The organism is Mesorhizobium sp. G2-6-1 (genome assembly GCF_055809095.1).
In genome coordinates this window covers 431271-448550 of sequence record NZ_CM147896.1, presented here as the reverse complement: position 1 = coordinate 448550, position 17280 = coordinate 431271, and the positions used below count along the sequence as shown (strand labels likewise).

The window sequence follows — 17280 nt, the reverse complement described above, 5'->3', positions numbered from 1 at the left end:
CCAACATCACCATTGAAAGGAATTGGAACATGACCGCTTCAAAGCCGTGGTATCTCTCCCGCACCATCTGGGCTTCGCTCATCACAATATTGACCGGCACGGCCGGTCTTACAGGCATCCCGCTGGACGGTCTCGACGGTTCGGCTCTGACAGACACACTGTTGCAGGCCATAAGCGCGATCTCCGGTCTGGTTGCCATATTCGGCCGGTTGTCTGCGAAGCAACGAATAGGCTAGTGGTTCGATTCCGACATTTGCATCCGTCTTGTGGACACGCCCGAGCAAATGTCTGAATCAAACAAACCACTAGCAACTTACTGTCTCTCGTGGAACTTTTGAATTTGACATTTGAACGAGAGGCTGACGGAAGTGGGGCTGAAATGTCAAATTCGTTCCACTAGAGTGAGTTTCTGCAGCTTCGCGTTAAATCGAAGCGAAGCTGCCGAAATTGCCGAACAAATGGGGGGATATGTTCGGCGCAGCCTGTGTTCATTTCACGTTCACAAGACATGCGCTAGAACCGGGATCATGAACAAATGTCGTTTCAACAGTCGAGCGATAGCTCTTGCATTTTGCGCTGCCATATTGAGTGTGTCGCAGGCGTTTGCATGGCCAGTTGCCAAACCGCAATCGAGCCGACTTGTTCACACTATTGCGTCGGACTGCTATTCGATTGGACAGCAGGTAGCTGCGCAGAACGGCGGCACGCTTGCCAAGGCATCTGAAGCTCAGCGCGGAGGGAAGGCGGTTTGCGTGATCGTGGTTCTGGTTCCCGGCAAAGATGGACAACGGCCACGCCGCACCGAGGTTGTCGTACCATTGGGATGATAGGAACAGGCGTTCCCATGGCAAATGGAATCGGCCTATATCTCTCGCACTATCGCAAACAGGCATAGGCTTCGCATGCGCGTACTCGTCGTTGAAGATGATAAGGATCTGAACAGGCAAATCTGCGAGGCGCTGATGGGTGCCGGCTATGTCGTTGACAAGGCATTCGATGGCGAAGAAGGCCATTTCTTGGGAGATACAGAACCTTATGATGCAGTGGTGCTGGACATCGGCTTGCCGCAGATGGACGGAATCAGCGTGATCGAGAGATGGCGCCGTGATGGCCGAAAGATACCGGTCCTCATTCTCACAGCACGCGATCGCTGGAGCGACAAGGTGGCAGGCATAGATGCCGGTGCCGACGATTATGTAACGAAGCCGTTTCATATCGAGGAAGTTCTGGCCAGGGTTAGGGCGCTCATTCGCCGTGCAGCGGGTCATGCGTCATCGGAATTGAACTGCGGTCCACTTCGTCTCGACACCAAGGCCTCGAAGGCCGATATCGATGGCGTGCCGTTGAAATTGACGTCACTTGAGTTCCGTCTTCTGGCTTATCTCATGCACCACATGGGAGAGGTCGTATCCAGAACCGAGCTGGTCGAGCATCTCTATGATCAAGATTTTGATCGTGATTCCAATACGATAGAGGTTTTTGTCGGACGTCTTCGCAAGAAGATGAGTGTCGATATGATCGAAACCGTGCGTGGTATGGGCTATCGCATGCGAGAACCGGAGGCGTAAGTCGGAACCGCTGCCAGCCAGACATGGTGACAAGAGATTGGCTTCGATGCGTTCGTGGCTGCGTTCGCTCACATTTCGGGTTATCGCATTGTCGACTGTTTGGGCGGTTATTACCCTTATCGTCATCTTTACCCTGATCACGACGCTCTATCGGCAAGCCAGCGAACATGGCTTCGAAAGCCTTTTATCGGCGCATATCTTCAATCTCATCGGATCGGTCGGCGTTTCAGGTTCAGGCGCTCTGGAAGGTGTGCCTGATTTGGGAGATCTGCGGTTTTCCGAGCCTGGGTCGGGTTGGTACTGGTCGGTAGAACCTGCTTCCAAGAGCTTGACCGGCGAACTGCATTCGTCGTCGATGACCTCGCCTATTCCATCGCCCAGTGTCGCTGATGTTCCATTCAATTCGGAATTTCAGCGCAGCTATGTGGCTGACGGCATCGATGGCGAGCAACTGCGAGTGATCGAAAGCGAATTCGTGCTCGACACAAAAAACAGGATCGCGCGTTTTCGCGTCATGGGCAACGAGACCGAACTGGAACAGGAAATCAGTTCGTTTCAGCGCCAGCTGGCGACTTATCTCGCGCTGTTTGGTGTGGGTATGATTGCCATCAATGCCATTGTAATCTTATTCGGCCTTCAACCTCTGCGCCGGGTCAGGAACGCGCTCGCGCTCGTTCGCGAAGGAACCGCAAAGCGCCTCGATGGTCGATTCCCGACCGAGATTGAACCGCTCGCCAATGAAACAAACGCACTGATAGAAAACAATAAGCGCATCGTCGAGCGGTCACGCACACAGGTAGGAAATCTGGCCCATTCGTTGAAAACACCGCTTGCTGTTCTGCTTAATGAAGGACGGATACTTGGTGGAACGAAGGGAAATTTGATCGTCGAGCAGGCAGGCTCGATGCAAAAGCAGGTCGAGCATTATTTGCAACGTGCGCGCGTCGCGGCACAGCGAGACAGCGTTGTCTATCGAACTCCGGTAAACACGCTCGTGCAACGCATGGCACGAGTGGTCGCGAAGCTCAATCGGGATACACAACTGTCGCTTTCCTTGCCCGACACGGATATTGTCTTTGCGGGCGAACGCGAAGACCTTGAGGAGGTTCTTGGCAATCTATTGGAAAATGCGATGAAATGGGCCGTAGCCAAGGTCGCCTTGACGGTTCAACCGACGACGGACAAAACAGATACAGCCGATTTTTTCGAGATCAGCATCGAAGATGACGGACCAGGTATTCCGGAAGACAAGGCACGTGATGCGATCGAGCGGGGTCGGCGCCTGGATGAAAGCAAACCGGGCACAGGGCTTGGTCTCGCAATTGTAGCGGATCTCGTCAACGAATATGGAGGCAGGCTTTCATTGGCGCGCTCGAGTATGGGTGGACTGAAGGCGACCGTTCAGCTCCGGTGTGTTCGATAGGATGCAGAACAAGTCATAATCTGGCTGTAGACAATTTTCGGTATATCGGACGCCTCTTGGGAACGAGCTAGGAAAATCGGATTTCGAATGAAAATTTGCGTGACACTCATTGTTGGACTGCTTGCCCTTTCCGGCTGCGCCACGAGCCTATCAAATGGCGATCAAGCCACAACGGCCACTTCTACTGGTCTGAATATAGCGTCCGCGGCGCAAATTGGCGTGGGAGGCGGCTCGGCAATGGGCGGAGGGTTGGTGAGCGGAAAGATTGGTGCGGGATTGAGCGGGAGTGAAAAGCGCAGCGCCCTGGCGGCAGAATACAAGGCGTTGGAGTACACGCCCAGCGGTCAACCAGTGACCTGGAAGAGCGAACAATCAAACCGGTATGGAGAGGTTGTGGCAGCTCAGCCTTATCGCGTCGGATCTCAGGATTGCCGACAATATTCGCATACCGTGTTCAGTGGAGGCGCGAAAGCGACGGCGCGCGGCACGGCATGTCGCAACGCCGATGGCAGTTGGACGCCGTTGGCATGAGCATTGTGTCAGATCGCTCATCGCCGACATTCGTCAAAGGGTCGCAGCAAGCCTTGTTGGCAGCGAACCACAGTACCGCTATCTAATACGGTATGTTGTTTTGGGTCATCGCCGCTGTTCTTACACTGGGTGCGAGCTTGGCAGTGTTGCTGCCGCTCGCTGGAAGGGCGCGCGCGGTTGCCGGTGATGGCGATCACGACCTCGAGGTCTATCGCGACCAGCTATCCGAACTGGATCGTGATCTGGCGCGTGGCCTGATCCAGCCTGCCGAAGCAGAACAAGCACATGCCGAAGTGGCCCGTCGCATTATCCGGCTGGGCGAGAAGGACAATCTTGGCGCGTCTGCGTCGCTATCGTCGTCAATGGGTTTGCGGCTTGTTTCGGCAGCTGCGGTGCTTGCAGTGCCGCTCGTCAGCTGGAGCATCTATGCTGCCATCGGTTCGCCCGACCTGCCTTCGCAACCGTTAAGCGAACGAATGGCGAAAAACCCGGCGCAAAGTTCGGTCGACGAGTTGGTCGCACGAGCAGAGGCGCACCTTGCCGCAAACCCTTCCGATGGCAAGGGTTGGGATGTACTGGCACCCATCTATGTCAGGCTTGGGCGCTTTCCAGAAGCTGTAAGTGCCTACCGCAATGCTCTTGATTTGCTGGGCGAAAGTGCCAAGCGCCAGGCGGGCTTGGGAGAAGCGATCGTCAATGTCGATGGCGGAACGATTGGAAATGAAGCGAGAAACGCATTTGGGAAGGCCCTGAAACTCGATCCCAATGATGCGAAGGCAACTTTCTTTAGCGCGATGGCATTGGCGCAGGATGGGCGCATCGATGATGCGGCGGCGAAATGGCAGGTGATGCTTTCGAGTCTGCCGCAAGGGTCGCGATGGCATCGCGCAGCCACGCAGGCATTGGAGCAAGCTGGCCGAAAGATAGCCGAGGCCCCCGCGATTAAAGGTCCGAGCAAACAAGACATGGACGCCGCAGCCTCCATGTCTAGCCAGGACAGGAGCGCCATGATCGGCGCAATGGTGGCCCGCCTGGATGAGAAATTGCAAGACAACCCACGTGACGAAGAAGGGTGGATGCAGCTTGTTCGCTCCTATCAGGTGCTGGGCAAGCCAGTGCAGGCGCGCGATGCATTGAGCCGCGCAATTGCTGTATTCGGACGTGACAGTGAACAGGCAAGGAAATTTACGGCCTTTGCATCCACTCTTGGCATTGTGGCAAAGGACTAGGCGATGACGCGCAAGCAGAAAAGACTGTCCGTAATTGCCGCCGGCCTGATTTTTCTGGGCGGTGCAACCACGCTGACATTTTACGCGCTGGGACAAAAAGCGTCTTATTTTTATACGCCGGGAGAGCTAACCGCGACGACCCTTCAACCAGGCCAGCGCATACGTTTGGGAGGCTTGGTCGAAAAAGGCACGGTCAGGCGCGGGCAGGGTGCGACCGTTGCCTTCTCGGTGACGGACACGGAAAAATCGGTCAAGGTGACATATACTGGTATCTTGCCGGATCTTTTCCGGGAAGACCAAGGTGTCATCACGGAAGGGACATTTGGCTCTGATGGGACCTTTGTTGCTGATAGTGTGCTCGCCAAGCATGATGAAAGATATATGCCGAAAGAAGTCGCCGAATCCATGAAAGCCAAGGGGCTATGGCAGGATAGTAAAAATGAATAGTGGGCACCGCAGCAATGGTTGAGATCGGACATTTCGCACTGGTTCTCGCATTGGCCCTAGCGCTTGTGCAAACGGTCGTCCCGCTGATCGGCACGCAAGCGAAGAACGAGCGCATGATGGCCGTGGCCGCGCCGGTAGCACTGACTGGATTTGCGCTTACGGCACTGTCTTTTGTCGCACTTGCCGCCGCCTACGCCCGTTCTGACTTCTCAGTGCTGTCTGTCTGGGAAAATTCGCATTCCCTGCAGCCGCTCTTGTTCAAGATCACAGGCACTTGGGGCAACCATGAAGGCTCGATGCTTCTATGGGTCTTGATCCTGACATTCTTCGGCGCTCTCGTTGCGGTGTTCGGCACCAATCTTCCACCAACGCTGAAAGCCAATGTTCTGGCCGTCCAAGGTGCCATTGGGTCGGCGTTCTTCCTGTTCATTCTTGCAACGTCGAACCCGTTTACCCGGATTTCGCCAGCCCCTATCGAAGGCCGCGATCTCAATCCGGTGCTTCAAGATATCGGCCTCGCAATACACCCGCCATTGCTGTATCTCGGTTACGTCGGGTTCTCGATCTGCTTTTCTTTTCCGTTGCTGCCCTAATTGACGGTCGCATTGACGCCGCATGGGCCCGTTGGGTGCGGCCCTGGACCCTGGTTGCCTGGATATTTCTCACCGGCGGGATCGCGATGGGATCGTACTGGGCCTACTACGAGCTTGGTTGGGGCGGGTTCTGGTTTTGGGATCCGGTCGAGAACGCCTCGTTCATGCCCTGGCTTGCCGGAACGGCCTTGCTGCACTCCGCAATTGTCATGGAGAAACGGTCCGCTTTGAAAATCTGGACGCTGCTTTTGGCGATCCTGACATTTTCGCTGTCCTTGCTGGGGACTTTCATCGTTCGCTCTGGGGTTCTCACCTCTGTCCATGCTTTTGCGACCGACCCGACGCGCGGTGTTTTTATCCTGTGCATCCTGATGTTGTTCATCGGCGGTTCGCTGGCCCTTTTCGCCTTTCGCGCGACCACTCTTTCGCAAGGCGGTCTTTTCCAGCCGATCTCGCGGGAGGGCGCATTGGTTCTCAATAATCTATTCCTTACGACTGCCGCGGCCACGGTCCTCGTCGGCACGTTATATCCACTGTTCATCGAGGCCGTTTCAACGGACAAGATTTCGGTCGGTGCCCCGTTCTTCAATTTGACCTTTATGCCTTTGATGGTGCCATTGCTTGTCGCCGTACCGTTTGGTCCTCTGCTCGCCTGGAAGCGGGGTGATGTGTTTGCTGCCGCGCAGCGTTTGATGTTTGCATTCGGCGCCGCACTCATCGCCGCACTTATTACCGCATTCCTGATAGATGGCTCATCGGCGCTGGCAGCATTTGGAACAGGTCTGGCGTTCTGGTTGATGGGTGGCGCGCTGACTGACCTTGCGACGAAAACCGGCGTTGGAAAGGTGGCAATCGGTGCCATGCTCCGGCGCGTCTACGGCCTGCCACGTTCGGTGTTTGGGACTACGTTTGCGCATTTCGGGCTTGGCCTGACGGTCCTTGGGATGGTCGGAACCCTGTGCTTCGGCGCGGAACAAATCTTGACGATGCGGCCAGGACAAGTGGTCGAAATCTCGGGGCGAATGGTGCGCTTCGATGGCCTCTCGACACGACAGGGGCCGAACTATGAAGAAGAGCAAGCGCATTTCGCGTTGATCGATTCCGACGGTCAAACCGAGGCGAATGTCATCTCGTCGAAACGGCTTTTTCCGGTGCGCAAAACCACGACGACCGAGGCCGGTATCAAAACAATCGGTTTCAGCCAACTCTACATATCGCTTGGCGATGATGCTGAAGGTGGTGCCGTTGTGGTCAGGTTGTGGTGGAAGCCGTTCGTGACGTTGATCTGGCTCGGCGGATTGGTGATGATGGCTGGCGGAACCCTGTCGTTGATGGACCGCCGCCTGCGTATCGGCGCACCGTCGCGCCGTCCAAAGCGATCAAATGCTGCGCCGAGTTCAGGCGCGGCATGATGTCGAAACCGTCACTAGCGACGATCACTATCCTGTTGATGTTGATGTGTGGTGGCGCTGCTCAAGCGGTAACGCCTGACGAGATGCTGGCAAATCCTGCACTTGAGGCGCGCGCACGCTCCCTCTCGGAAGGACTGCGGTGTCTGGTTTGTCAAAATCAGTCGATTGACGAGTCGGACGCCGATCTCGCCCGCGACTTGCGTATTCTGGTGCGCGACCGGATCAGGGCGGGCGATAGTGATGCACAGGTGCTCGACTATATCGTTTCTCGCTACGGCGAGTTCGTCCTGCTCAAGCCGCGGTTTGAATGGCGCAACGCCTTCTTGTGGGGCGCACCATTCCTGTTGCTTTTGGCTGGTGGAATTTTCATCTTCAGATCATCGCGAGCCAAAACCGTGTCTGAAGCGCGGAAACTGACAGTTGAAGAGCAGGATGCCCTCGACGCCGTCTTGAAGCGGGACTGACTGGTACATGTCGTCCAAAAGTGTGCAGCGGTTTTTCAGACCACTGCATGCGCTAAACAAAGGCTAAAAACACCCTGCATGAATCCCTTTAGACGCGAGGTGCTTTAGCCGCGTGCATGGTTCTTTGTGCAACATTACCAAAGTTTCATTTATCGGAAATAACCCGGTAATGTAGGTCGCTCTATCTCTTGACCCACAGGATGCTGCTTGCACCCGTTTCAAGAGGATACGAGATCAATGAAAAACGCTCCGAATTTCATTTCCAGCCATCGCAAGTCTTTGACCGCTGCAGTTGCAACCCTCGCAATTGTCGGTGCAGTCGGCTTTGGCGCGGTAACTGCTGGGACAGCCCCTGTTTTTGCGGAAGCTGTTCGAGTTGAAGCACCGCAGGTTCCGAGTTTTGCCGATGTCGTGGACCATGTGTCGCCAGCCGTGGTCAGCGTTCGCGTCAAGGCAAAAATCCAGCCCGCCGCCGACGACGGCAGCGGTTTCGGCGGACCGGACATGTTTTACGATAATCCGCAACTTCGTCGCTTTTTCAAGCAGTTCCGTGGTTATGACCAACAAAATGGCGAGCGCAGGAATCGCCACTTCAAGTACCGCAATCACAATGGTGACAAGCCACGTCCGGTAGCACAGGGATCAGGCTTCTTCATTTCTGAAGACGGATATGTCGTGACGAACAACCATGTCGTTGAGGAAGGCACGGCATTTACTGTTGTCACCAATGACGGAAAGGAACTTGACGCCAAGCTGATCGGCACCGACCCGCGCACGGACTTGGCTGTATTGAAGGTCGATAGCGATAGCAAATTCACCTATGTGGACTTTGCTGACGATTCAAAAGTCAGGGTGGGTGACTGGGTTGTCGCAGTTGGCAACCCGTTTGGATTGGGCGGGACCGTGACTGCCGGTATCATTTCGGCGCGTGGCCGTGATATCGGCGCAGGCCCCTATGACGATTTCATTCAGATCGACGCAGCGGTCAATCGCGGCAATTCGGGTGGTCCCGCCTTCGATCTTGACGGTCAGGTGGTTGGCATCAACACGGCAATCTTCTCGCCCTCGGGCGGTAATGTCGGCATCGCTTTTGCAATTCCTGCCTCTACTGCGAAACTTGTCGTACAGGATCTGATGAAGAACGGAACGGTTCAGCGCGGATGGTTGGGCGTCGAAATCCAGCCTGTCAGTGCCGACATTGCGGAATCACTGGGTCTGAAATCCGACAAGGGGGCTCTGGTCTCGAGCGACCAAGATCACAGCCCGGCCAAGAAAGCCGGCATCGTTCCCGGTGATGTGATCACGCAAGTCGATGGCAAGGATGTGGCTTCCACCAAGGAACTTGCGCGCCTGATCGGTGGTTATTCTCCCGGCAAGACGGTCGATGTCACAGTTTGGAGGGATGGCAAGTTTGAAAATATAACGGTCGATCTTGGGGAACTTCCCAAGTCCAACAAGCAGGCTTCTGCGGATACACCGTCAACGTCAAATCAGACGGCTGATGCGCTTGATAACCTTGGCCTGACCGTCACAAGGGCCGATGACGGCAAAGGTCTGGTGGTTACCGATGTCGATCCCAGCGGTGATGCGGCAGACCGTGGCATACAGGCGGGCGATATCATCACAGCGGTGAACTCGCAGGAGGTCAACGAAACCGGCGACATGACCAAGGCCATTGACGATGCCGCGAAAGCTGGACGCAAATCTGTTCTGGTGCAGATATCGCGCAATGACAACAATCGTTTCGTGGCGTTACCCGTCGAAAAAGGTTGAGGTTTCCCGGTTGCGGAAGTGGTCCTTCCAGTTTCCGCAAACGCCTCAAGTGCCAATATGGTGGCGAGGCCAAACGACAGGCGACGACCATCATTGCGACAACAGCGGGTCTTGTGACCCGCTGTTGTTTTGTTGAAGGGAACTGAACATGATACCCATGCGATCCGAAAAAAGCGGGTATGGTGGCGCCATGAAGATTCTCGTCATTGAAGATGATCGTGAAGCCGCTGACTATCTAGAAAAGGCGTTCGCAGAAGCAGGGCACACTGCCCATGTTGCCGGAGACGGCGAAACCGGTTTTGCATTGGCGGATTCCGGTGATTATGACGTCATGGTGGTTGACCGGATGATGCCACGCCGCGATGGCCTGTCGGTCATCGCCGGATTGCGCTCACGCGGCAACACAACGCCGGTACTGATTTTGTCGGCACTTGGCGAGGTCAATGACCGGGTCACAGGCCTGCGCGCTGGCGGTGACGACTATCTGACCAAGCCCTATGCTTTTTCAGAGCTTCTTGCACGGGTTGAAGTCCTGAACCGCCGGGCGAGTGCCAAGGAAGCGGACACCGTGTACCGGGTTGGCGATCTCGAACTCGACAGGCTTTCGCACTCCGTGAGCCGCGATGCACGCCCCATTATCCTTCAGCCGCGGGAATTTCGCCTTCTTGAATATCTGATGCGCCACGCTGGCCAGGTGGTGACACGGACGATGTTGCTGGAAAACGTCTGGGATTATCATTTCGATCCGCAAACCAATGTCATTGACGTTCATGTGTCGCGCCTGCGGGGCAAGATAGAAAAGGAATTCGACAAACCGATCCTTCACACGGTTCGAGGCGCTGGTTACATGCTGAAGAGCGACTAGGCAGACATGGCGCTATCCATGCCGGCAATCATGAGGACGACAGCGGCACGGCTTTCCGCGCTCTTTCTGCTGCTTTTCGCACTTTGCGCAATTCTGCTGGTTTTCTACATTACGTCGTTGTCGGTGCGAATGCTGACGGCGCAAACACAGGAAACGATCAATAGCGAAGTTCTTGGTCTTGCTCGTGCCTATCAACGCGGCGGTTTGCCTATACTCGTTCGAGTCGTAGAACAGCGCTCGCGCCAACCTGGTGCAAATCTTTACCTGATCGCCGATGCCAACGGACAGATATTGACCGGCAATGTTCGCAGTCTAGAGCCCGGTGTGCTTGGAAACGAGGGCTGGACGACCAAGCCTTTTATTATCGGCGCTTTGGTGAAGCCGAGCTTGAACGTCAACGAGCTTCCGGGTCTGAACAGACCGGTGTGGAGGCGGAAGGCGATCCGGGACATGACGCGATTGCGGTTGTCCTGCGTTTGCCAAACCAGATGATCATGTTGGTTGGCCGCGATCTTGGCGAACCAGAACGCATGCGCGCGGTGGTCCGCCGGGCGCTGATGCTTGCGCTCGGCATGATGGGTCTTGGAGGGCTGCTTATCTGGTTCTTTGTCGGGCGAACCGCACTCAAGCGCATAGATGGTGTCTCGCAAGCGAGCCGACGCATCATGGGTGGCGATCTATCCGGTCGTTTGCCGATGACGGGGGCGGGCGATGAGTTTGACCGGCTTTCGGAAAACCTCAATGCCATGCTTTCAAAGATCGCTGCGCTCAATGAAGGTCTTAAACAGGTTTCGGACAATATTGCTCACGACCTGAAGACTCCACTTACACGATTGCGTAATCGGGCCGAGGCAATGCTTTCCGGCAATCACAAGTCCGCAGCCTATCGCGAAGCACTGGAAGGAACGATTGCCGAATCGGACCACCTAATCAAGACCTTCAACGCAATCCTGATGATATCCCGGTTGGAAGCAGGCTACTCCTCAGAAAACACCGAACCGGTGGACATGGCAGACGCGGTTCGCGATGTGGTTGAACTCTATGAGCCAGCCGCAGATGAAACAGGTGTCAAATTAGAGGCAACTGTTGATGGTGCCTTCATTGTGGATGGCAATAGGGAATTGATTGGGCAGGCTCTTTCCAACATTATCGACAATGCCATCAAATATTCAGCCGGCGCGGCCAAAGCCCCCTTGGTGCGGGTGAAATTGACGCGCTCCGATGGCGGGGTGAAGCTGACGGTCACTGATAATGGCGCAGGCATCCCCGACGAAGATGACAGAGCGCGTGCCACCGAACGTTTCGTGCGATTGGAAAAGAGCCGGTCGCAGCCTGGGTCAGGCCTCGGCCTGAGCCTGGCCAAGGCGATCATGAAGTTCCACAAGGGGCACCTTGATCTTTTGCCTTCTAATCCGGGATTATCGGTCGAGATGAAATTCCCCGAACGAGAAGAATCCTAGATGGCACCATCTGTGACCAAAGGCCCAGATAAACACGATTGGCGGTTGCAACTGGCTCGGCAAATTGTGCCGCTTGATCGTGATCGCGCCGAACAAGAAGTGTCTGACGTCGTAGCCGCCGCGAAGGACCAAGGTTTGGCGCGTGTCGCCGGGTTGTTTTCAAAGAAAATGCGGCCCATGAATTTCTCACAGCCGTGGTTGGGCTTTCGCCATTCATGCGTGATCTGGCGCAGCGTCGACCCGAGATGCTGGATGGTCTGTTCGATCAGACAATAAATGAGCGGTTGCAGGCCATTGCAGCCGAGATTGCAAAGGCAGCGCGTGCTGACGATGTGAGCGAATCGATATTGATGATGAAGCTGCGTCAGTTGAAAGCTGAGGCGCACTTCCTGATCGCGTTGGCCGATCTGGCGGGCGAGGCCGATACCGAACTGACAGTACGGCGGTTGAGCATCCTCGCTGATTGCTGCATCTGCGCCGGTGTTGATTTTCTCCTGCGCGAAACCCATCAGAAAGGGAAAATACGTCTTGGCGATCCCGAGAACCCGGCGCAGGGTTCCGGCTGGATCGTGCTCGGCATGGGTAAACTCGGTGCACGAGAATTGAATTTTTCGTCCGATATAGACCTTGTCGTGTTTTTCGATCTTGAAGCCCCGGCAATTGTCGATCCTCTCGATGCAATCGATATTTTCGTGCGCCTTACCCGCAGGCTGGCGCGCATCCTGCAAGACCGCACCGAACATGGCTATGTGTTCCGCACCGATTTGCGATTGCGGCCCGACCCGGGTTCGACGCCGCTGGCCATTCCTGTCGAAGCGGCCCTCAACTACTATGAAGGGCGCGGCCAGAATTGGGAGCGTGCAGCCATGATCAAGGCGCGCCCGGTTGCAGGCGACATGGAGGCAGGTGCTGCTTTCCTCAAGGAACTTCAGCCATATATCTGGCGAAAATATATGGATTACGCGGCAATCGCCGATGTTCATTCCATCAAGCGGCAGATTCACGCCCACAAGGGGCACGGCGAGATTGCTGTGAAAGGCCACAATGTGAAGCTCGGTCGGGGTGGGATTCGTGAGATCGAATTCTTCGTTCAGACTCAGCAATTGATTGCCGGAGGGCGCTTTCCGGAATTGCGGGGACGTGAGACGGTCGCGATGCTGGCGCAACTTGCCGAACGGGGATGGATCACCGGCGAGGCGCGCGATACGTTGGCAATGCAATATTGGTTTCTGCGCCGTATCGAGAACGCAATCCAGATGGTCGCCGACGAGCAGACCCACACACTTCCCGATGACGATGAAGGTTTGACTCGCATTGCATACATGCTGGCTTTTACTGACGTTACGTCGTTCTCAACGGCTGTTCGTTCGGCATTGCAGCAGGTGGAGGGTCATTATGCGGCGCTTTTCGAAACGGCTCCGGAATTGTCGGCCGGCATTGGCAATCTGGTGTTCACCGGCGATCTGGACGATCCTGATACCTTGCAGACCATGCAGCAACTTGGCTTTGAACGAACGAGCGATATTTGCCGTGTTATTCGAAGCTGGCATTTCGGGCGCTACCGCGCAACTCAATCGGCCGAGGCGCGTGAGCGCTTGACGGAACTCACGCCGGCCCTTCTCGAAGCGTTTGGCAAAACGCGCCGAGCGGATGAAGCCTTGTTACGCTTCGATGAGTTTCTGGCAGGCCTCCCGGCAGGCATCCAGCTGTTTTCGCTGCTTCAATCCAAACCCGCTTTGCTGAAATTGCTGGCGACAATCATGGGAGCTGCACCGCGCCTTGCCGCGATTATTACCCGTCGCCCACATGTCTTCGACGGACTTCTTGATCCGGCCTTGCTCAGTGAGTTGCCGGATCGCGCCTATCTTTCCGCGCGGCTTGCTGCATTTCTTGATGGCGACAGGCCATATGAAGAAGTTCTTGATCGCTTGCGCATTTTTGCTTCTGAACAAAAGTTTCTGATCGGCGTTCGCCTCCTTGCCGGATCGATTGATCCAGCGCGCGCGGGCAGGGCGTTCTCGGATTTGGCCGACCTCACGATTGGGGCCGCTCTCGATGCAGTGAGCGAGGAATTTGCGACACGCCATGGCCGGATTGCCGGCGGCAAGGTGGCACTCCTTGGCATGGGCAAGTTGGGCAGTGAGGAACTGACGGCGGGGTCTGATGTTGACCTTATCCTTCTGTACGATCACGACCCGGAAGCCGAAGAATCGGACGGCGTAAAACCGCTTGCGCCAGCACACTATTTCAGCCGCATGACCCAGCGCCTCATCGCTGCAGTGGCGGCGCCGACTGCGGAAGGCGTGTTGTATGAACTGGACCTTCGCTTGCGTCCATCAGGCAACAAGGGGCCGGTGGCAACCCACATAGATGCCTTTCGCAAATACCAACGGCAGGACGCCTGGACCTGGGAACAGATGGCGCTTGTACGAGCCCGGACAATTGCCGGAAATGAGCAACTTTGCGCCGAGATTGATGTGGAAGTGTCGTCCATTCTTGCGATGCCGCGTGATGGTGCCAAAGTTGCGCGTGAAGCATGCGAAATGCGCAAGATGATAGAGGAAGAAAAATCGCCACGCGACGATTGGGATATCAAGCTTATTCCGGGCGGGTTGATTGATCTCGAGTTCATTGCCCAGGTCGCGGTGATAACGGGACGATCAGGTGCACCTCACGGCATAACAGGGACCGCTGAAATTCTGGCGGGTCTCTCCCTCGATTTTGCCGACGCCCAGGTGAAGCAGGAGTTGTGCGAAGCTTATGCGCTTTATCTGGCTCTAGCGCAGATTACACGTCTTTGTTTGACTGGCCCGTTCGACAAGTCCGATGTGCCGCCCGGGCTTTCAGACCTGCTGCTGGCGGTGACCGACTTGCCGGATTTTGGTGTTCTGGAGGCGCATCTCAAGGAAACAGCTACCATTGTGCGTAAACATTTCACCGCCTTGCTCGGCGCAAAGCGCAAGTAGAGGAAATTTAGTGCATGTCGCCCAAAAGTGTGCAGCGGTTTTGGGACAACGACATGCACGAAAACAAGGGCTTAAAGCACTTGCATGAATCCCATTAGACGCGATGTGCTTTAGTCAACATCAAGGCGTTTGACAAAGTGCGAGCAGATGGAGCGGCACGCCAAGCAGGAAACAGATGATCCCGAAGTGCTGTGAAAAGCTTGAGCTATGCGGCAATTCTGATCGGCTGAGGTGTTTTTTTGTACGGAATGCGTACCGACACGATGGTGCCGACGCCTTCCGTCGAGCGTATTTTCAACGCGCCGCCGTGAAGCTCGGCAAGAGACCGTGAAATCGCAAGGCCAAGCCCCGAACCGGCATGGTTCTTGGAGAATTGATTTTGCACCTGCTCGAATGGGCGTCCAAGTTTGCTGAGTGCGTTTTTCGGAATGCCGCAGCCACTATCTTCGATGCTCAGGATCAGCGCCCCGGACGCGTTGCGCGCTCTGACGGAAATATGCCCACCCTGACCCGTAAATTTCACCGCATTCGAAAGCAGATTGATGAGGATCTGCTTGATGGCGCGGCGATCGCCAAGAAGCGTCATGGTGTCGGCGATACGCGTTTCGACGGTGATTGACTTTTCTGCCGCTTGCAGCGAGACGACCCGTACCGTTTCCTTGATAAGCGGACACAGATCGATTTCTTCGCTCTCCATCGAGAATTGCCCAGCCTCGATCTTCGACATATCGAGTATGTCGTTGATGACGCCCAGAAGGTATTTACCGCTATCGTTGATGTCGGTGGCATATTCCTCGTAGCGATCGGAGCCGAGAGGTCCGAACAGGCCCTGTTCCATAAGTTCCGAAAACCCGATGATGGCGTTCAGCGGCGTACGCAATTCGTGCGACATGTTGGCCAGGAATTCGGATTTGGCCTGATTGGCGGCCTCTGCCCGTTCCTTCTCCTTGACGTAGTTCCGATTCAGATCGACCAGTTCGCGTGACCGTTCTTCTTCGGCTTTGCGCGCGAGGCTCAAATCGTGGATGGTGGCCATGAGCCGTCTTTCGCTGTCGACCAACTTGTCTTGATGCTGCTTGATCTGGGTGATGTCCGAACCCACCGAGACGGTTCCGCCATCTCGGGTTTTCAACTCGTTGACCTGCAGCCAGCGGCCATCTGCCAACTGGCGCTCGTATGTGGCACCGTTTGGCCCGTTTGTATTGGCAAGCCGCCGTTCTGACGCGAAGGCAACCATCCGTTTTTCTACATCGCTTCTTGGCACACTCGGCTTGACGTCGCGGTCGGAGAGGCCGTTGTCCTGCTGGTATTTGGAATTGCACATGACAAGACAATTGGCTGAATCCCAGAGAACGAAGGACTCGTTGATGTTCTCGATCGCGGTTCGCAGCCGCAGGTCCGCCGCCTCGGAAAGGAGCGCGAGATGCTTCTGTTCGGTGATGTCGACAGCGATGCCGATCAGTTGAATTTCAGGTGCTTCAGGGTCCATGACCTGTGCTCTGGCCCGCATCCATATCCATTGGCCGTCGGCATGGCGCATGCGAAAAACCTGGTCGATATGGTCGATTTCGCGGGCCACGATCCGATTGGCAATTTCGAACAAGCCGCCATCTTCGGGATGTATGATCTCCTCCACTTCACCGAAAGACAGCATCGTCTCGCATGGTTTGTAGCCAAGCATGTCATAGATGGAGCGCGACCAATACATCTTACCGCGCATGATATCCCAGTCCCAAAGGCCACAGCGTCCACGCACCAGTGCCATGTCGATGCGCTGGTGTCCTTCGAAATAGATTCGGTCCGCAGCCTGGGCACGCGCTGCCTGGCTGAAATATGCGTAGAGTATGATGATGAGCACACCGGCGGTGAGCACGAACAATGTGACATTGAGTGAAACGGTCTTGCGCCATTCGGCAAAGACCGCTCTTTTGGGCACAAGGGCAGCGGCCGCGACACTCCTGTCTTGATTGATGTCCAATGCGGCAAACCAGTCCTGACCACCGATCTTGACATCCATGACGCCGGCGCGATTACCGAACATGAAAAGCGGCTGGCCGCCTCTGACGATATCGTTGAGCAGCCGGCCCTGCCAGACCGTGGATCGCGGTGTCACTGCTGAAATCTTGAATGCATCGTCGGTGATCGCCAGCACAAAACTGGACCCCATGGCGCCTGAACGGCCGACACGACCGATCAAGTCTTGCGGCGTTTCGCCCGAAGCGGCAACATCGACCGCAACCAACTGGCCCGCCGCCAGTGCAAGCAGGGCTCTTGTGTTGCGATCGACATCATCGTGCCAGTTCATCAGCGAAAGGCAGCGCAAAGCTGCAACGACTACCAGAAAAACAACAATCAGGGTCGGGATCAATTTGCGTAGAAACGGTTCGGCAGCGAGCAGTTTCTGGTAGGCAGGTTGCGCGATCAGCCTTGTATTGCCAGCAAGACCGCCGCAGCGCATCGCACTACGTCGCTCAAATGCGGTCTCCCCAGGCGCGCCCCACGCGTCCGCCTTGGCCATGAAATGGCTCTCCCCGAAGCTCTGTTCTGCT

Annotated in this window: 11 protein-coding genes and 3 pseudogenes; 13 read left to right on the top strand and 1 reads right to left on the bottom strand. The window is 55.8% G+C overall.

Annotated elements, in window-relative coordinates; translation table 11 throughout:
* The first annotated feature begins 29 nt into the window (after window positions 1-29).
* The 13 genes and pseudogenes from AC0L7S_RS02100 to AC0L7S_RS02040 all read left to right on the top strand — a co-directional run bounded on the left by AC0L7S_RS02100 (window position 30) and on the right by AC0L7S_RS02040 (window position 14731).
* The gene (locus AC0L7S_RS02100) at window positions 30-236 is read left to right on the top strand and encodes a hypothetical protein (RefSeq protein WP_473472855.1); all 207 of its coding nucleotides are present in this window, start codon (window positions 30-32) and stop codon (window positions 234-236) included.
* A 291-nt stretch (window positions 237-527) separates the two neighbouring features.
* Complete coding sequence (locus AC0L7S_RS02095; RefSeq protein ID WP_473472854.1) at window positions 528-827, top strand: hypothetical protein; 300 nt, start codon at window positions 528-530, stop codon at window positions 825-827.
* 75 nt (window positions 828-902) lie between these two features.
* Window positions 903-1568 (top strand): response regulator transcription factor, encoded by a 666-nt coding sequence (locus AC0L7S_RS02090; protein ID WP_473472853.1) that lies wholly within the window; start codon window positions 903-905, stop codon window positions 1566-1568.
* A gap of 46 nt (window positions 1569-1614) precedes the next feature.
* A complete protein-coding gene (locus AC0L7S_RS02085; protein WP_473472852.1) occupies window positions 1615-2991 on the top strand; it encodes an ATP-binding protein in 1377 nt (458 codons plus the stop codon).
* A 99-nt stretch (window positions 2992-3090) separates the two neighbouring features.
* Window positions 3091-3522: a hypothetical protein gene (locus tag AC0L7S_RS02080; RefSeq protein ID WP_473472851.1), complete on the top strand. Its 432-nt coding sequence runs from the start codon at window positions 3091-3093 to the stop codon at window positions 3520-3522.
* Between the two features lie 92 nt (window positions 3523-3614).
* A complete protein-coding gene (gene ccmI, locus AC0L7S_RS02075; protein ID WP_473472850.1) occupies window positions 3615-4751 on the top strand; it encodes a c-type cytochrome biogenesis protein CcmI in 1137 nt (378 codons plus the stop codon).
* 3 nt (window positions 4752-4754) lie between these two features.
* Complete coding sequence (ccmE, locus tag AC0L7S_RS02070) at window positions 4755-5198, top strand: cytochrome c maturation protein CcmE (protein WP_473472849.1); 444 nt, start codon at window positions 4755-4757, stop codon at window positions 5196-5198.
* 14 nt (window positions 5199-5212) lie between these two features.
* Window positions 5213-7203, top strand: a pseudogene (locus tag AC0L7S_RS02065) (heme lyase CcmF/NrfE family subunit).
* The gene (locus tag AC0L7S_RS02060) at window positions 7200-7667 is read left to right on the top strand and encodes a cytochrome c-type biogenesis protein (protein ID WP_473472848.1); all 468 of its coding nucleotides are present in this window, start codon (window positions 7200-7202) and stop codon (window positions 7665-7667) included. Before AC0L7S_RS02065 ends, AC0L7S_RS02060 begins: the two are co-directional and overlap by 4 nt.
* 237 nt (window positions 7668-7904) lie before the next feature.
* On the top strand, window positions 7905-9440 hold the full coding sequence (locus tag AC0L7S_RS02055) for a DegQ family serine endoprotease (protein ID WP_473472847.1): 1536 nt from the start codon (window positions 7905-7907) through the stop codon (window positions 9438-9440).
* A gap of 190 nt (window positions 9441-9630) precedes the next feature.
* Window positions 9631-10305: a response regulator transcription factor gene (locus AC0L7S_RS02050; protein ID WP_473472846.1), complete on the top strand. Its 675-nt coding sequence runs from the start codon at window positions 9631-9633 to the stop codon at window positions 10303-10305.
* A 6-nt stretch (window positions 10306-10311) separates the two neighbouring features.
* A pseudogene (locus tag AC0L7S_RS02045) lies at window positions 10312-11765 on the top strand (sensor histidine kinase).
* Window positions 11766-14731, top strand: a pseudogene (locus AC0L7S_RS02040) (bifunctional [glutamine synthetase] adenylyltransferase/[glutamine synthetase]-adenylyl-L-tyrosine phosphorylase).
* Window positions 14732-14936: 205 nt separating this feature from the next.
* Here AC0L7S_RS02040 and AC0L7S_RS02035 read toward each other — a convergent pair.
* Window positions 14937-17249, bottom strand: a complete 2313-nt coding sequence (locus AC0L7S_RS02035) for a PAS domain-containing sensor histidine kinase (protein ID WP_473472845.1) — start codon at window positions 17247-17249, stop codon at window positions 14937-14939.
* Window positions 17250-17280 lie beyond the last annotated feature (31 nt).